Source organism: Oceanirhabdus sp. W0125-5, assembly GCF_027938815.1.
GTDB lineage: Bacteria > Bacillota > Clostridia > Clostridiales > Clostridiaceae > Oceanirhabdus.
Genome location: NZ_CP115913.1, coordinates 5,699,700 through 5,717,348 on the forward strand (window position 1 = coordinate 5,699,700; position 17,649 = coordinate 5,717,348).

The following is a 17,649-nucleotide window of genomic DNA, read 5'->3' on the forward strand; positions in this document are numbered from 1 at the left end:
TATTATATTAATTACATAAAAACACCAGTTTTATATTTGAAAGCTTTTCCCTTTGTATCAGAATGAGCAGTATGAGAGTGTATAAATACACATTTTTAAACATAGCCTAAATATTATAACTTCCTTGAAATAATTCTAATCCCATATCCTTTTAAATTTATACTTCCTGTTATATTTTCAGTAGTTTCCATATCAATAAATATCATATCCTTTAAATCTACCTTTTCATTCTCTTTAGAAAAATTCATTAAAAATATAAACTCATTTTTCTCATCTCTACGCACTTGAGCATTAATGCCACATGGTAATTCTAAATCTATAGCTTTATTTAAATTTAATCTTTTAGCTAAACCTTTATAAAAATCGCTTAAAAATTCATCATTGTTTCTAAAAGCTATATAATAAGCTCCACCTTTTCCAAATTTATTATATGTTAATGCAGGCATTCCTTTATAGAAATCTGATTTGTATGTTGCTAAAACCTCTGCCCCCTCTGAATGTATTAAGTCACAGAATATCCTTGCTTCATATTCACCTTTCATTGAAAGATTGTTACTTTCCTCAATAATCACATGATTAATATCATCATCGTATAATGCATCTATCTCCTCTGACCATATACCTGTAACTTTTTTAAGAGGTCCCGGGAAACCGCCTAAGAAACATAAATCATTATCATCAACTATCCCACTCCAATAAGTAGTTACAAGGGTTCCTCCATTTTTAACAAATTTCTCAATTCGCTCCCCAACACCTTCTCTTACCATATACAACATTGGTGCCACTAAAACTTTATATTTTGAAAAATCACAATCCATATTTATAACATCTACTGGAATCGACATGTCCCAAAATCCTTTATAATGTTTCTGACAGGTCTCAAAATAATCTTTCTTCTCAATTCTTGGACCTTGTGCATCATCTATTGCCCAATAATTTTCCCAATCATAAATAACCGCCACCTCTGGTTCTACTGATGTTCCAACCACAACTTGAAGCTTTGATAAAATATCTCCAACCTTAGATACCTCTTTAAATACTCTCGTATTTTCGTGTCCACAATGATCCACTACTGCACCATGAAATTTTTCTGAAGAACCTCTACTCTTTCTCCATTGAAAATACTGTACAGTATCTGACCCATGGGCTATTGCCTGTATAGATGCTAAAGCATGTACCCCTGGTCGTCTTAATTTAGCTACTGGTTGCCAATTTGTAGCACTTGGTGAGCTTTCCATCATCATAAATGGTTTTCCACCCTTTAATGATCTATTTATATCATGAATGAACCCTCTTCTACTAGCTTCATGCTCATCTGTTCTCTCCCCATGCCAATATGGATAGTTATCCCAAGAAACAACATCTAGGTAGGGCGCAAACTTCCAATAATCAATACCTCTGCTAAGTTCAAGAAAATCATGAAAATTAGTAGTTAAGGGTATGTCTGGCGTTATATCTTTTAAAATCCTCCTCTCAAATTTAAAAAAGTCCAAAGTTTGATGAGTCACAAACCTCTTCCAATCTAAATTTAATCCATGCAAAGCTGGTTCTCCATGAGGTGCTGGAGATTCAATTTGACTCCAATCAGTATATGTATGACTCCAAAACTTACACCACCAAGCCTTATTTAATTCATCTAAATTATTATGATATTTTTCCTTAAGCCAATCTTTAAACGCTTCTTGACACAACTCACAGTGACATTCGCCCTCAAACTCATTTGATACATGCCACATAATAAGAGCTGGATGCTCTTTATATCTTTCTGCCAGCAATCTATTTATATTTAAAACCTTTTCTCTATAGATAGGTGAAGTATAACAATGATTATGTCGTTCTCCATATAAGTTTCTAACTCTATTACTTACTACCCTCAAAACTTCAGGATATTTATGAGCCATCCATACAGGTTTTGCTCCACTTGGTGTAGCAAGTATTACATGATTCCCATTTTTATGCATTCTATCCATTAACTCATCAAGCCATTTAAAGTTATATTCTCCTTCTTGAGTTTCTAAAGAACTCCAGGAAAACATTCCAACTGCTACAACATTACAATTAGCTAATTTCATTAATCTTATATCTTCGTCTAAAATCTCAGGAGTATCTAACCACTGCTCTGGATTATAATCAGCACCATGCAGCATAGATTCACATTTAGAACTTATTGGACCATAATTTTTCATATAACTTCTCCTTTCTAGCTTCAATAATTACTAAATTTTTCAATACTTAAAATATTATATCATGTACTTTTATATATAAACTTTGTAACATTTATAATAATTAGTCTTATGATTCTTATAAATCTCCAAATCAAAAGGAGAGAATAATTTTCTCTCCTTTTACTATTTATTAAATTTTAGTATTCTTTATGTGTCACTTACTACTCGTTTACTTGTTCATTTTCTGGCATTTGATATCCTTCATATTCTTTATGTATTCCATGCCTACGGCGACCATGATGGCATTTATGTCCTAGATGTCTTTTACCCATCTTCTTTAAGGTATTTTTATCATTACCATTACCATTTTCATTATGACATTTTAATTTTTCAAAATGTCCATTGCTTTTACACATACAGTATCCCATGCATCCTAAAGCCGTCATCATTGCACCAAGCATGAAATAAAGTCCCTTATCACAATTATTGTTGTTACGCATATACATTTTTTTCACCTCGTATTCAATTTATTTATCCTTGAATAGTATTTGCAAATGATTACTTGTATACCCTAGTAATATTTTGTATAAGAGGCTTAAAAAACATATAAATAAAAAAGATATTGTTCGTATTAAAAATTTCATATTTCCCAAAAGTAAGAACAGCCATGATTCGTTATAATCCGAAACAAGTCTTTATTTTTTATCATATCTCAAGATTATTTCTTAAGATTTCTCTTAACTCAACTAATTCAGGATAGTCATAGAAAAAGTTAACTTTTTTAGATTTTATACTTTCATCTGTAGGAGCATGATTTAAAACAAACATAGTAAAACTTTCAGCTATATCTTCAACAGCATTACTAGATGCATAATATGTAACGAACTGATCTTCATATTTTAGATAAAAGTTATAGGTCTCATCATAATAATCATCTGTCAGAATACCATCATATGTCTCCTCTATCTTTTTTAGTTCAGGATAGATATTTGTCCAAAATTCTTGAAAAAAAGTATTTAGATATGAATCCTTCTTACAGATTCCTTCATCAATAACAAATGTAGAGTTATCATTCTGTGTATCTACTATGGATAACTGAGTATCATTCAATGAAATAATGTGGAATAGTTCATGAATCAAAGTATGATAGAAATCCTTATCTGTAAGTTTATTATTTTGATCAAAAGAGTCATCTAAATCCAATGTAAATTCAAAAGAACTGTTAGTATCCTCCAAAGCTGAAGCCGCCCCAGTGGTACCACCTTTGCCATCAGATATGATTCTTAATAATAATATTCTTTCAAGTATATTATCAGGATATATACTTTTAACCTTATTCCAAAGAGTTGTATGTAACTCTATTTCATTATCAGATAAATCATAAGATGAATCTAATTCAAGAATACCATTTGTTATGGAATATATAGCTTTAGTTGATTTCTCTATATCATCATCAACACCCCTTTTTGTTTCTTTTATCTCAACAAGTACATTTGCAAGTACCTGAACAAATGTACTTAATCTTTCTGCAACTCTACCCTCAAATTCTGTTTCAATAAATTCTAGTGTATCTTTTTCCGTATGCCATATTGCACCATGACTTTCAGTTTGAGTATATCCATTTAAATCTCCAGTTTCCCAGTTTGTTGCTTCAAAATAAGCATATGGAATTCCTACTGCTTCAAATGGTGCATGGTCACTCCAGTCTCCTGTAGTTCCAGCTGGGTAATCTTTATTAAATCCTGGATTTGTTTCAAGATTCAGTTCTAATCTTTTTGCAACATCTAATGAAAGGTTACGAACCCAACCTTTTTCTTCTGATCCACCATAAACATACATCTTATCTCCCGCTATGAGGCTATCTAAATTTATCATAGCTATGGTATTACCTATTTCTTCTTGTGTCATCTGTGATACATAGTATTCTGATCCTTGCTTTTCAACTTCTTCCGATCCAAAAGCAATAAATCTTATAGTATATGGAGTTTTAATATCTTTAATTGCCTCAGCAACTTCAAGTATCACTCCTATAGAAGATGCATTATCATCTGCTCCTAGTCCCACCACTTCTGAAGAGTCATAATGAGCACCTACGATAACTTCTTTACCTGATTTACCTGGTTTTATTGCAATAACATTTTTAGATGAATAATTTTTTCCATCATTAAGTGTATACGTAAAGTCTTGTATAAAATTTTCAAATCCTATTGCTTCAAATTCTCCTATAATATAATCTGCAGCCTTTTTTTCATTTTCACTACCATTACCTCTTCGACCTATTTTATTTGAAAGAACCTCTAAGTGTTTAAGTGCTTTAACTCCTGGATTATCTAATTCAATTACATTGTTAGTTTCTTGTGTCTTATTAACAGTTATATGTTGTTCTTGACGAAGAACCGAAAAAGATAAAACTACCAAAACTGCTAATATTGCTAATACCAGTGATACTCGTTTCATAGACATAACCCCTTCATATAAATGAGCACTCACGGAAACTCATTATCTCCTGTGATTACTCAAATAGTTTTTTAAATTAATTAAATTTATTATATAGTTCTACTCTTTTTTTATCTTGAATTATTTATAGAACTAAATATTAATGCTTAAAAACCTAATAATTTTCTCATTTAAACAAAAAAACATATTCAGATATAAAATTAAATTATATTATTTCTCCTGTCTTGTAACGTCAAATAAACTTTAATTGTAAAACATATCTCATTCATAATGCTATTAATCTAAGCATTACATCAATGATACTTAAATTAATAATCTGATATTTTATTATTAAATCCACTATTTAACCTATTACTCAACTATAAATTAATGCTATATTAGAGAAATTTGATTCGCTAAATAATTTTGTTTTTTTACATTTTTATGCATTATTTATCTTTTTTTGTTGAAATGTAAGAAAAAATAATATACAATACACTTATGTATTAATACATTTTTAACCAATATAGTCGATTATATCAATTATTTAATATTTTTTCTATGTTTTTTCATATTGGACAAACTTATAATTTTTTAATATACTTTCAAAAGGAGATTAAGAATAATGAATAAAATATTTAAAAAGACCATTTCAATATTATTATGTTTTTGTATGTTTTTAGGATTTAGTTCAACAGCTTTTGCACAGAATAGTAATTCATTTAGCAATTCATTTACTACTTCATTTAATATTTTAGTTTATAATTTATTTAATAATGATGATGCTAAAATAATTATGAATAACAATTCAAAGATTATAGTTAATATTGAAAAAAAATACGCTACAGGACAATTAGTAGTAGATAAGTTAACCGAAAAAATGACACTTGAAACTACAGAGATTTTAGATGGTGATAAAATAGTAAATACATATGATGTTACTATTGAATCTATTAACGAAGATAATATTACAGGTAGCTTAAGAAATATTAGAACAGGACAGGTTATTAATATTTTCCCAAGCCGAAGTAACACAAGGCGTAGAGCTTTACCGATTGTTGCAGTTCCAATTATAGTATCTGGAGTCAAAGCATTACTAGCAACTGGGGCAGTTGTTAGTAGCGCATACATTCTTAAAGAAGGTCATGAAGCTGTAAAAGAAAAGATTGAAGAGAAGAAGGAAGAGAAAAAGGAAGAGAAAAAGAAAGAAAAAACAACAGAAAAAGAAACTGGTTCATATGAAATAGAGTTTGATAATGGAAAGACTTATACTGGAAAAGGTGATAGGACCAGAATGAAGCAATCTGCTAAAGATAAAGAAACTAAATATGGAGTTAAAGCTACAAAGAAAACATGGGAAAAAGCTCCAAATGATAGAGAAGCCTTTAAACAAGAACATAGGAAACTTGAAAAAAATGGTGGAAATAAAAGTGATTCTAATTATAACATACGTCAAAGCCCAGGCAAAAAATACATTGAACAAGATGGATTTTAGGTGAATTAATGGCTATCATCGAAAAAAACGGATTTAAATTTTTAAGTGGATTAAACAGTCAATATATTGTTATAGAAAGCAATAGGCTTGAACAGTATTTAAATTATATTAAGAATAACGAGATTTCAAGTATTTATATATCTAGTCTTTATTTTTTAGAAGATAATATTGATTTTCTTTTAGATTTAATATTTGTAAAAAAAATCAATATTTCTGCTACAAGTATTAAAAATTACGATGGGTTGAAGCATTTAAAGAATTTGAAAGAACTTATATTAAGTAATTTAAATACTAAAGTAGATTTATCTAATAATATCTTTTTAGAAACTCTATCAATAGATCTAGATAAAAAGATAGTTGGACTTGAAAAACTCAGTAGTTTAAAGAAATTTAAAATTTGGAAATATAAGCCTAAAAGTAGGAATTTAACAGAATTAAGCAATTTATCATCTATTGAAGAGTTAACAGTCACACAATCAACAATAACATCCTTGAAAGGATGCGGTAAGTTTAAGAATTTAAAGAAATTAGAGTTAAATTATATTAATAAATTAGAATTTATAGACCAGCTTGAATTAAATGCAGATATTCTAAAAAGTCTTAGAATTGATAACTGCAAAAAAATTAAAAATCATAACTATGTATCATGTTTGAAAGAACTTGAATTACTTTCCTTTTGTGATTGTGATAAAATATCTACAATTGAATTCATAAGAAACCTTCCTAAATTAAAACAATTTATGTTTGTAAATACGAATGTTATTGATGGTGATTTATCACCTTGTTTAGGACTTGAATATGTAGGTTTTTCAAATAAAAGACATTACTCGCATAAATGTGAAGATTTTGTGAGAAAAAACATGTAACAAAGTTAACATTAAACCCTCGTTTTAAATAGAGGGTTTTTAAATTTTTTATAGAATACTATAAAAAAATGAGCATATTTGTGAAGGGAGATGATGTTAGTGCATACTGAGATGATAAAATTCTGGGAATGGTTTGTTGAAAAAGAAGAATGGATAATAAATCATGCTGATAGAGGTGAAGTAGTTTATGCTATTGATGATAGATTAAAAGAAGTATTTTCATATTTTGATGGAGAATTAGAGTTTGAATTTTGTTTTTTTAAAGGTAAAGGTGAATTTAATTTCTTTGATTTAAATATTGAAAAATTAAATAAGGACGCTCAATTATTAAAAAATAATATGCCAGTAAATTTATCCAAAAGATGGTGTTTTAATATTTCACATTAAGGGGTCGTACACAAAAGAGCGTGGCATTAGATTTGTGTGAAGCTCATTAAAGTTTAGGACTGAATATACTTTATTTTAACTAGGAATAAGTTATAGTTTAAACTCATTCCTAGTTTTATAAAAAATATTACAGTTAAATTTTAAAAAATTATCTTTCCTATAATTTTTCATGTAGGACATGCTTAATTATACTGTATTTATATCAAATCTTTCTTCAAAGTGTATTGCTAACTGCCCTAGTATTGTTACCCAACACCTAACATTTTGAGTCCATTTATTAGTTGAGTCCGATAGTTGCTAAATACAACATCTTAAATATCCCTTCATCAGATGAAAAAATACTTCTATTTTTTGTGACCTTTCTTAACTGTCTATTGTAGCTTTCCATCGCATTAGTCGTATAAATCATCTTACGGATTTCCTATGGGTCTTTAAAGAAAATAGCTAACTCTTCCCAGTTATTCTCCCATGATTTTATTGAAATTGAATACTGGTTATTCCATTTCTCTTTAAACTCTTCTAGCTCTATCAACGCAGATTCCTTAGTTGGTGCTTCATAATCTAATTTCAAATCTGACCAAAATTCTTTTCTGTGTTTATATGAAACATATTTTTTTGAGTTTGTAACTTGATGTACGATACATCGTTGTATTTCTGTATGAGGGTTTATTGTTTTAATTGCATCACTTAATCCAGTAAGACCATCAAATGCAGCTATAAAAATGTCTATTACACCGCTGTTCTTTAAGTCCATTAGGACTGTGAGCCAATATTTCGCACTTTCATTTTTGTCACTCCAAATTCCGAGTACATCCTTCATTCCATGAATATCTATTCCATATATATCTTAAGATGTTTACTTATCTCTCTGGTAGTCATACCTTTTGCATACATTCCTAATAACTTATCCTATCTGCTTGATACATCATTCTGATTTTTCTTAAAACCATAATAATCTGTGTACTTCCTATGAATACTATTTTTAAGTATACCCATTTTGAGGTTTACACAGACTATATTACATACTATTTACTTCATTTTATCAAAGAAACAATACAATTAAAATTTCTCGTAGAGAAATGTCCTTCGTTTTCCACTGTCCATTGTCAACTGTCAACTATCTTTTCTATATTGTTCCCGGCATTTTTTGACCCTATAAAAAATCTCTTCAATGAATAACTTATTCTACTCCCTATATTCTTTCAATATTTCCTGAAGTGATACTTTATTTATTCTGCTCTTAGCACTTAATGTTCCTATAAAGAATGTACACATTATAATTATAGTTCCTATAAATACATGCCATAATTCAAACTGAAGTGGTAATACCATATTAAAGCTCACTATTAGATATTTAGCAATGGCATTTACTAACGCTACAGCTATTGGCACACTTATTAAAAATGAAATTATTGAATATACAAAATAACTATTCAGTATCATAGAGTTAACTTCTTTATCGTTATAACCCATTACCTTAAGTAATGATATATCGTAATATTTATCTTCAACTGTTAATGTAGTTAAAACATATAATACTATTACAGCTATGGCCATAGAAGAGCCTATCATCATATATATAGCAAATTTCATAAAGTTCTGCATAAGTTGTGATTGTTCTAATATAACTGCCTTGTTAACTACAGTTAAATATTTTTCTTCATCTAAAATATTTTTAGAATAAACCCCATTAAAAAACTCATCAGATTTATTATCTGTTACCATTTCACTTAGCTCACTTAAATTTATATATACTTTAAAATCACTAAATTCATTAGAAATGCCAACAATACTCATATTATATTCTCTATCACTAATTTTTACTTTAATAGTGTCACCAATTTCTTTATCATACTTCATATTAAAGCTTTTATTTATAATAACTCCATCTTTTAGCTTACTCGTAATTTCTTTTCCTTTATTATTGTACAATTTATGAAGTTTGTTATTATCTTGAATACCTTTTAATGTTATAGAATCCTCTTCATACTTCCCATTAGGATAGTGTAAAAACTTTTCTTCTCCATTTTCTAGAATAGGCAATTCTTTAGTCATATCAATATAAGCTTCATATTCATAAGCTACACTATTATAATAATCAGTAGTCATCTTATCAAATAACCCATTACTCATAAGTGTAAACATTATAAGTATAGAAACAAAAACTATTCCAACGAAAAACACAAAAAACTTGCCTAAATTACTAAATATAAATGAGTATTTAAACTTGGTAGTTGCCTTACATTTTTTAAGTAATTTTGAAACCAGTTTATTTAACTTACTTACCTTTTCTACATCCCCTGCTCTTAGTAACTCTATAGGATTCTTTGATAACATCTTTCTTATTATAACCATGGAAAGACTAATAACGAATATTAATGGAACTAATATAGCTGTAATAAGAACAAATATATTACTCTCAATATTTGTGGATGGTAAAAGATAAAATTCTAAATATAAATCTCTCATAACAACTGAAGAAACCTTACCTACAGCATATCCTAATACAAGCATAGGAAGAGAAATAGCTAATATTAAGATTGTATACGGTATGGCTATTTCCGTATTTGAATACCCTAATGCTTTTAAAACACCTATTTGCCCTTTTTCGCTTCTTATGATTTTGAATATGATTATTGCAACTATCATGATTCCTATGGAAGAGATCATAAAACTAAGGCCCAGACTCATAGCCTTTCCACCTCTTATTTCCTCATATACAGCTCCACTTCTCATTTGATTCTTAGTACTAATTATATTTGTTATAAAATTTAATTCATCCTCATCCTTAATATTGTTTACTACATCTTTTTGAAAAATATTTTCCTTAAAATCTTGTTTAGCTATACCAGCAAAGTGGAATCCTTCTTCGCCTTTTAACTTCTCATATTCCTCATCTGTAACTAACCCAATTGTTTGCATACTATTATCAATAATTAACTCTTCTCCAAACAATGGCAAATTATAATCTGGGAATAATACATTTCCAACAACTTTATAAGATTTTCCATTAACTTTTAATATATCGCCAAACTTAATATCATTCTTCTTAGCATATATTTTTGTTATAGCAATTTCATCATTTTTAGAAGGTATTTTACCTTCTTCTATCATTGGTAGGTTTATCTTTTGAGAGTTTTTTATAACTCTTATTTTGTGATTGTTATCATCAAAATTTATATCTTTATATTCTCTTAATTCAAGGCTGTACATTTCATATTTTTGTTCAAATGTTTCTTTTCTTAGATTTATTATTTCATAATATAATTCTATATTCTCTTTTTTGATATTAGTAAGAGTATACATTCCTGATTCTAAATTATACTTTGAAATAGCATATTCAAGTTCCTCTTGTGTTAAGATATTTATCATATCTATAGAAAAGTCTTCTTGCTTATTATCTATAAAAAACTTTTCTGAGGGTTCTTGTAAAGAATTTATTCCATAGAACATTGAAGTAAATATAAAGGAGCTTAAAAAGATTACAATTCCAACGGCAGATAGTTGAATAATTTTCTTTTTAAATGTTCTTAATACATTTTTTAATAACATATATCTAACCCCAATTTATCTCAAATGCATTTTTCTTGCATTGATTTTTTACTATCTCTTCAATTTTTCCTGAATTCATTTTTATTACTCTATCTGCCATAAAAGCAATATTAGGATTATGTGTTATAACTACTGTAGTAGTTTTAAATTCCTCATTCATTTTTTGAATTATATCTAATATCTGCTTACCTGTTTCTTCATCTAATGCTCCTGTTGGCTCATCGCAAAACATAATATTAGGATTTTTAGCAACACTTCTAGCTATTGATACTCTTTGCTGCTGTCCTCCAGATAACTGAGATGGATAGGAATCTCTCTTTTCACCTAAACCTACTTTATCTAGTATTTCATCTATATTAAATGGGTTCTTTCCTATAGATGCACCTATTTCAACGTTCTCTCTTACAGTTAAGTTCTGAAGAAGGTTGTACTGTTGAAAAATAAAAGCTAAATTATCTCTTCTAAACTTAGTCAATTCCTTTGTGTTATAATTACTTATTATTTCATCATTAAACCTAATTTCTCCTGATGATGGGTTATCTAGTCCACTTGTTACATTTAACAAAGTACTCTTTCCACTTCCACTAGGCCCTAAAATAACTATAAATTCTCCATCATTAATTTCTAGAGAAACATCTTTAAGTGCATATGTTTCTACATTCCCTGTTTTATAAATCTTATTTACATTCTTAAGTATTATAGACAAGTTATTCACCCCTTTATTAATATCATCATTCATTAGACCGACGGTCGGTTTATAAAAAGATTACTACCATTAGTTATTTTTGTCAAGTTAAAAAAAAGATTAAACACCTTAGTTTTTATAAATATTTTTTGCTTTGTTTTGGATAAGCATTGTATAATATCCAATATATGCTATTAAATAATATCTTTGTATTGTGTAATAAAAAACGTAAATATATTAACTAACTATATTAGGTTGTTTTTATATTATTATGGAGTATTATTGTAGAATTGTAATAATAATGACGCAACAGGAGGAGTACTTTATGAGTAACTTTGATAAAATTCCTAGTTTAGAGGAAGCAAAAATAATGTTAAATGAAGCACAAAAATTAAGTCCTACACCATGGGTAGAACATTCTTTGAATGTAGCTGAAGCTGCGAAATTAATAGCTGAACAAATACCAGGGATGGACTCAAAAAAATCTTATATATTAGGATTGCTTCACGATATTGGTAGACGAGCAGGTAGATTTGGTATGAGGCATGCTGTAGATGGATATAATTATTTGGTTAGCAAAGGGTATGAAGATGCAGCTAGAATTTGTATTACTCATGTAAGCTTTGAATATAATAATAAAAAAGTTGTTGTAGGTAAATGGGATGATTTTAAGGAAGCTAAAGCTTATGCATTAAATTATTTAACTAAAATAGAATATACTGATTATGATAATTTAATTAAATTATGTGATTCACTATCTTTGCCAGAAGGTTTTTGTTTAATAGAAAAAAGGCTTATTGATATGGCACTAAGAGGTGGTGTAGATGACTATTCAATTCCAAGATGGAAATCAACTTTTGAAATAAAGAGATATTTTGAATCTAAGATGGGAAAATCAATTTATGATATATTACCAGGTGTTGTAGAAAATACGTTTTAATTAATTTATATTACCGCACAACATTCTTATGGTGCAAAATAATAGACAAGTAATAATGTAATCAATTAAGGCATAAAAAAAGAGAAATATATACTAACTATGAAAGGAGCAGTGAAAAATGAACGGAGATATACGTAATTATTTAGAGAAGTTTGAGGAAGAAACAAAGCACAGATTTCATATGTTATATGAATTGATTTACGAAAGCACTTCTCAAGATATTGATGAAAAATTGTGGGCTAAATTACCCTCATTTTATGTAGATAAGAATTATGTTCGACTTATTCCCTTTAAAGACCATATAAATGTTAATGCAAAAGCAGTTATTTCTCACAAAGATGAATTGTCACAATATAAGATTACACCCAAAGGTATGCTTCAAATATTTCATAATCAACAAGTTCCATGTGAATTGTTAAAAATAATATTTAAAGAAAGCCTTGAGTAAAGCACAACTTAAGGAACTCTTAATGAGTTCCTTAAGTATTATATTATTATTTTAAACATCTAAAGTTATTTTATCACCCAATACTCTCTTAACAACATAATGAGATATAGTTGCTGAAAATAAATATGATACAACAAGAGCTCCAAAAACACCTATTATCCCAAATAAATATGAACCTATTAAAGCTAGTGGTATATATATCACAAACATCTGCATTAATGTAAGTATTGAAGCATGTATAGGCTTATTAAGTGCATTTAATACTGAGGTTGAAATTAATAATATACCTTGTACTCCATAACCAATTGGTACAATCCATAAGTACATAACTATAACCTTTATAACTGAATCGTCATGGCTAAATAGCCCTGCTAGTGGCTTTGCAAATATAGCTAAAATTAAAAACATTATCCCACTTGATAAAAGAGAAAACTTTTTACTAATAGAAATACTTAATTCTACCCTATCCATTCTTCCTGCACCATAATTTTGTCCTATAAATGGAGCCATTATAGTTGATAGAGCGCCTACCAATAATAGAGCAAATCTTTCAATTCTAGTTGCTACTCCATAACCAGCTACAGCTTGTATACCATGAGAAGCTATTAAATTGGTGATTATACCCATTGCTATAGGGTTTATCATTTTTGTAAGTGCATTAGGCAATCCAATATATAATATTTTTTTCCATGAATCCATTACTTCTTTTAGCTTTACAGATTCTATTATTACAATCTTTTCTCTTATAACTAAAATATATAGTGCAACTCCAAAGGTTACAGTCCTTGATATTACTGTAGCAATAGCAGCTCCTGCTACCCCTAGCTTTGGAAATGGCCCCACTCCAAAAATTAATAGTGGATCAAGTATTACATTTATAGTTGCTGAAATCATCATAACAGTTCCAGGTGTTTTTGTATCTCCTAAAGCACGTATAGCATTATTACCTACCATTGGAACAACAACGAAGACTACTCCTATATACCATATTCTCATATATTCTTTTACATATGGCATTATATCAGCACTAACCCCTAATAACTGAAATACAGGCTCAATGGTTGAAAGCCCTATAAAAACAAAAATAATAACTAAAATAATTGATAAACTCAGGCTGTCAGTAGCTAACCTTTGTACTTTATGATGGTCTCCTTCACCAATAGCTCTTGAAATTACAGAAGATGCACCCATCCCTAATCCTTGAGCAAGGCTATTAACTATTAGTACTACAGGAAAAGTGAATGTAAGTGCAGCTAATTGATTAGTTCCTAGCTTTCCTACATAATAGGTGTCTACTAAATTGAAAATAATCAATCCTAACATCCCAAATATCATTGGAATAGTTTGTTTTATTAAAACACTTTTCACATTACCAGTAGTTAATATTGCTCTATTATTTCTTCCCATACAATTCTTCCTTTCATTAATAAACTTTTGTTAACTTACTCATATAAATATATATGGTTATTGCAACTATTATTCCTTTTAAAAGCACCCATTTAACTTGGATGCATATTTTTTACTCTTCTTTCTTCCTTAAATCCTCTACTGATTTGCACATATTTTCTAACATTAATTTTAAGGACTCTAATGTCTGCTCCTGCTGTTTATCACTCATGCCTGAGCTAAGAATATCGGTATTACTTCTCAGAAATTTTCTTAATGTTGGTATAAAGCTTTTTCCTTTTTCCGTTAAGTACAATTTATAATATCTTTTATCTTCTTTATCTTGTTCCCTATAAATATATCCTTCATCTTCTAATTTCCTTACTGCTTTAGCTGTTGTTGTTTTATCTATAGCCAATAACTTACTTAATTCTTTCTGAGATAATCCCTCATGGTTATGAATATTTATAAGAAAAATATATTGACCGCTTCCAATCCCATAAGGCTTCAACTTATTATTAATCAGTATTTGCTGATGTCTATATATTGCAGATATATATTTACCAAATGACTCACATTGCATATTTCTCTTCTCCTTTAAATAATACTATTAATTAATATCTATATTATAATAGAATGTTATTGCAACTATTTAACATTATATAATATATATAATGTTATTGCAACTATTTTAAAATTTATAAAAACCCGCTTTCACAAATCCGTGAAAGCGGGTTGATTACATCTCATCATCATAAATACTTCTTCTAAGGATTTTCCAAACACTCTTGCTATATTAAATGCTGCCTTGCTTGATTTCATTTCCGTTAATTGATCACGTTCATCTCTAACAGGTAACCCATCTTTTGATTTACATGAATTAATTACCACATGAAATCCCCTTCCCATTCTTTCATCAAAATGTTATTATAAATAATATAATTAAATAAGACAGTTCGTAACCATCCTGTCTATAAACAAAACTAGGACCAAATTACCGTTTTAGGTAGTTTTTTGTTTATGGGCTGTTTATGCCCTTTTTTTGTGTCCTTTTTTAAAATTTAGGAGGATTAACCAATGAAAAAAATAGGTTTAACAACTACAGTTCCTGTGGAAGTACTTCTAGCAGCTGGATATACACCAATAGATTTAAATAATCTCTTTATAACTTCCAAAGACTATTCAAGTTATATTGATATAGCTGAAAGAGATGGATTTCCAAAAAGTATGTGCACTTGGATAAAAGGAATTTATGGAGCTTGTATAGAGAATGATATCAAAGAAATAGTTGGAGTTATGGAAGGTGACTGCTCTAATACAAAAGCTCTTATAGAAGTATTGGAATTAAGAGGAATTAAGGTTTACCCTTTTTCTTTTCCACACAGCCATAAGAAAGAAGATGTAAAAAAAGAACTAGATAAGTTTATGAAAGTTTTCGGTGTAAATATTGATGAAGTTGAAAAAGTGAGAACTAGATTAAATAAAGTGAGAGACTTAGCTAAGGAAATTGATAAGTTAACGTATATATACAATAAGGCAAATGGTTTTGAAAATCATCTATATCAGGTAAGTTTAAGTGATTTAAATGGTGATGTTAATGCTTTTGAATCTCAACTGAAAGATGTTATTTCAAGTATTAAGGAAAGACAACCTATAGATAAAAAACTAAGATTAGGATACATTGGTGTTCCACCTATGACAGGTGATATATATGATTATGTTGAGAACTTTAATTCTCATTTTGTATATAACGAAGTTCAGAGAGAATTTGCTTTTCCAAGAGCAAATGAAGCTGAAAATATATATGAACAGTATTATGATTACACATATCCATATGATACTGAATTTAGAATTATAGAGTTAAAAAAGCAAATCAAAGAGAGAAAATTAGATGGAATTATTCATTACACTCAAGCTTTTTGTTATAGAGCAGTTGAAGATATTATCTTAAAAGAAAAGTTAGACATCCCTATTCTCAATATTGAGGGTGATAAGTTAAATACTCTAGATGCAAGAACTAAACTTAGACTTGAGGCATTTCTTGATATGTTATCAGATTTCAAGGAGGAAAACTAAATGAGAATATTAGGTATAGATCTTGGAAGTAGAGAAGTTAAGATTGCAGTAATGGAAGATAATAAAATTGTAAAAACGCTAAAAGTTAGTACAATGTCTTTTTATAGAGACTATTGTACTTATGATGGTAAAGTTACAGTAGATTTAAATAAATTAAATATAACAGATGTCGATATAGCCGTGTCTACAGGATATGGTAGAAACAATACTGACTTAAAGAAATTTACCCCTATAAATGAGATAAAAGCTCATGTTTATGGCGGGTTTTATCAAACATGGTTAAGGGATTTTATACTTTTAGACGTAGGTGGACAAGATGTTAAAGTAGTTAAAGTTGAAAAAGGTATTACCACAGATTTAGAACTTAATGAAAAATGTGCTGCTTCCTGTGGCAGATATTTAGAGAATATGGCAAATGTTCTTGAAATATCTCTTGATGATATGAGTAACTACTATGAAAACCCCGTAGAGCTAAATTCAACATGTGCAGTATTTTCTGAATCTGAATTGATTGGAAAAATTGCTGAGGGTGTTGATATGGAAAGTTTATGTGCTGGAGTTAATTATTCCTTATATAAAAGGTTGCAGCCACTTTTAACAAAGTTTAAAGGGAGAAAATTAGTTTTAACTGGTGGAGTTGCTAATAACTCTGCTATAAAAGAATATTTAAAGAATGATTATGAAGAAATTATTTCAGTTGAGGAACCTCAATTTAATGGAGCAATCGGATGTTGTTATTATGGGAGTAAGTTTATTAAGTAATTTTAGGAGGATTAATTTAATGTATATTTTAAAAGCGGAACACAGCTTTGATAGTGCTCATTTTCTTGCAAATTATGAAGGGAAATGCAGCAATATTCACGGTCATAGATGGAGAGTAGAAATAGAAGTTCAATCAGAATCATTAATTAATGGTGGACAATTAGATGGTATGGTAATAGATTTTGGAGATTTAAAGAAAGACGTTAAGGAAATAGTTGATTATTATGACCATGCCTTAATCCTACAAGAAGGTACTATGAGAAAAGAAACTTTACAGTGCTTAATTCAAGATAACTTCAAAATAATAGAGGTACAATTCAGACCAACAGCAGAAAATTTCTCAGCCTTTTTCTTTAATTACATGGAGGAAAAAGGCTATAACGTAAAAAGAGCTACTGTTTATGAAACACCTACTAACAGTGCCACATATGAAAAATGTGAGGTGAAGTAA

General features: G+C 28.9%; 16 protein-coding genes and 1 pseudogene. 8 read left to right on the forward strand and 9 right to left on the reverse strand.

The window, feature by feature from the left end:
• Positions 1–113: 113 nt before the first annotated feature.
• The 3 genes from OW730_RS26465 to OW730_RS26475 form a co-directional block, all read right to left on the reverse strand.
• On the reverse strand, positions 114–2,186 hold the full coding sequence (locus OW730_RS26465; protein ID WP_271227054.1) for a beta-galactosidase: 2,073 nt from the start codon (positions 2,184–2,186) through the stop codon (positions 114–116).
• Positions 2,187–2,386: 200 nt separating this feature from the next.
• Positions 2,387–2,665, reverse strand: a complete 279-nt coding sequence (locus OW730_RS26470; protein WP_271227055.1) for a hypothetical protein — start codon at positions 2,663–2,665, stop codon at positions 2,387–2,389.
• A 205-nt stretch (positions 2,666–2,870) separates the two neighbouring features.
• Positions 2,871–4,622 carry a M28 family peptidase gene (locus tag OW730_RS26475; protein WP_271227056.1) on the reverse strand — a complete coding sequence of 584 codons (1,752 nt, stop codon included), beginning with the start codon at positions 4,620–4,622 and terminating at the stop codon, positions 2,871–2,873.
• 604 nt (positions 4,623–5,226) lie between these two features.
• On the opposite strand from OW730_RS26475, the gene OW730_RS26480 reads away from it, so the two are divergent.
• The 3 genes from OW730_RS26480 (at position 5,227) to OW730_RS26490 (ending at position 7,349) form a co-directional block, all read left to right on the forward strand.
• Entirely contained in the window at positions 5,227–6,096 is an 870-nt protein-coding gene (locus OW730_RS26480) for a hypothetical protein (protein WP_271227057.1), read from the forward strand.
• Between the two features lie 8 nt (positions 6,097–6,104).
• On the forward strand, positions 6,105–6,962 hold the full coding sequence (locus OW730_RS26485; protein ID WP_271227058.1) for a hypothetical protein: 858 nt from the start codon (positions 6,105–6,107) through the stop codon (positions 6,960–6,962).
• A 99-nt stretch (positions 6,963–7,061) separates the two neighbouring features.
• Positions 7,062–7,349 (forward strand): hypothetical protein, encoded by a 288-nt coding sequence (locus tag OW730_RS26490; RefSeq protein WP_271227059.1) that lies wholly within the window; start codon positions 7,062–7,064, stop codon positions 7,347–7,349.
• 186 nt (positions 7,350–7,535) lie between these two features.
• Here the strand turns inward: OW730_RS26490 and OW730_RS26495 are convergent.
• The 3 genes and pseudogenes from OW730_RS26495 to OW730_RS26505 form a co-directional block, all read right to left on the reverse strand.
• Positions 7,536–8,291: pseudogene (locus tag OW730_RS26495) on the reverse strand (IS256 family transposase); the annotation flags it as partial.
• A gap of 243 nt (positions 8,292–8,534) precedes the next feature.
• Entirely contained in the window at positions 8,535–10,901 is a 2,367-nt protein-coding gene (locus OW730_RS26500; RefSeq protein ID WP_271227060.1) for an ABC transporter permease, read from the reverse strand.
• A 4-nt stretch (positions 10,902–10,905) separates the two neighbouring features.
• Positions 10,906–11,640 (reverse strand): ABC transporter ATP-binding protein, encoded by a 735-nt coding sequence (locus tag OW730_RS26505; RefSeq protein ID WP_271227061.1) that lies wholly within the window; start codon positions 11,638–11,640, stop codon positions 10,906–10,908.
• Between the two features lie 271 nt (positions 11,641–11,911).
• Here OW730_RS26505 and OW730_RS26510 point away from each other — a divergent pair, with 271 nt between their 5' ends.
• Both OW730_RS26510 and OW730_RS26515 read left to right on the forward strand, forming a co-directional pair.
• Positions 11,912–12,526, forward strand: a complete 615-nt coding sequence (locus OW730_RS26510) for an HD domain-containing protein (RefSeq protein ID WP_271227062.1) — start codon at positions 11,912–11,914, stop codon at positions 12,524–12,526.
• 118 nt (positions 12,527–12,644) lie between these two features.
• Positions 12,645–12,974 carry a DUF1801 domain-containing protein gene (locus tag OW730_RS26515; RefSeq protein ID WP_271227063.1) on the forward strand — a complete coding sequence of 110 codons (330 nt, stop codon included), beginning with the start codon at positions 12,645–12,647 and terminating at the stop codon, positions 12,972–12,974.
• A 51-nt stretch (positions 12,975–13,025) separates the two neighbouring features.
• Here the strand turns inward: OW730_RS26515 and OW730_RS26520 are convergent, their stop codons facing one another.
• The 3 genes from OW730_RS26520 to OW730_RS26530 form a co-directional block, all read right to left on the reverse strand.
• Positions 13,026–14,381, reverse strand: coding sequence for an MATE family efflux transporter (locus tag OW730_RS26520; RefSeq protein WP_271227064.1), 1,356 nt, complete (start codon positions 14,379–14,381; stop codon positions 13,026–13,028).
• A gap of 112 nt (positions 14,382–14,493) precedes the next feature.
• Positions 14,494–14,943, reverse strand: a complete 450-nt coding sequence (locus OW730_RS26525) for a MarR family winged helix-turn-helix transcriptional regulator (protein WP_271227065.1) — start codon at positions 14,941–14,943, stop codon at positions 14,494–14,496.
• 131 nt (positions 14,944–15,074) lie between these two features.
• Entirely contained in the window at positions 15,075–15,251 is a 177-nt protein-coding gene (locus OW730_RS26530) for a hypothetical protein (RefSeq protein WP_271227066.1), read from the reverse strand.
• A gap of 186 nt (positions 15,252–15,437) precedes the next feature.
• Between OW730_RS26530 and OW730_RS26535 the strand changes: the two genes are divergently transcribed.
• Genes OW730_RS26535 through queD form a run of 3 tightly spaced genes read left to right on the forward strand, consistent with a single transcriptional unit; the run spans position 15,438 to position 17,649 of the window.
• Positions 15,438–16,436 (forward strand): 2-hydroxyacyl-CoA dehydratase family protein, encoded by a 999-nt coding sequence (locus tag OW730_RS26535; protein ID WP_271227067.1) that lies wholly within the window; start codon positions 15,438–15,440, stop codon positions 16,434–16,436.
• Positions 16,437–17,198 carry an acyl-CoA dehydratase activase gene (locus OW730_RS26540; protein ID WP_271227068.1) on the forward strand — a complete coding sequence of 254 codons (762 nt, stop codon included), beginning with the start codon at positions 16,437–16,439 and terminating at the stop codon, positions 17,196–17,198. It begins immediately after the preceding gene.
• Positions 17,199–17,217: 19 nt separating this feature from the next.
• The gene (gene queD, locus OW730_RS26545; RefSeq protein WP_271227069.1) at positions 17,218–17,649 is read left to right on the forward strand and encodes a 6-carboxytetrahydropterin synthase QueD; all 432 of its coding nucleotides are present in this window, start codon (positions 17,218–17,220) and stop codon (positions 17,647–17,649) included.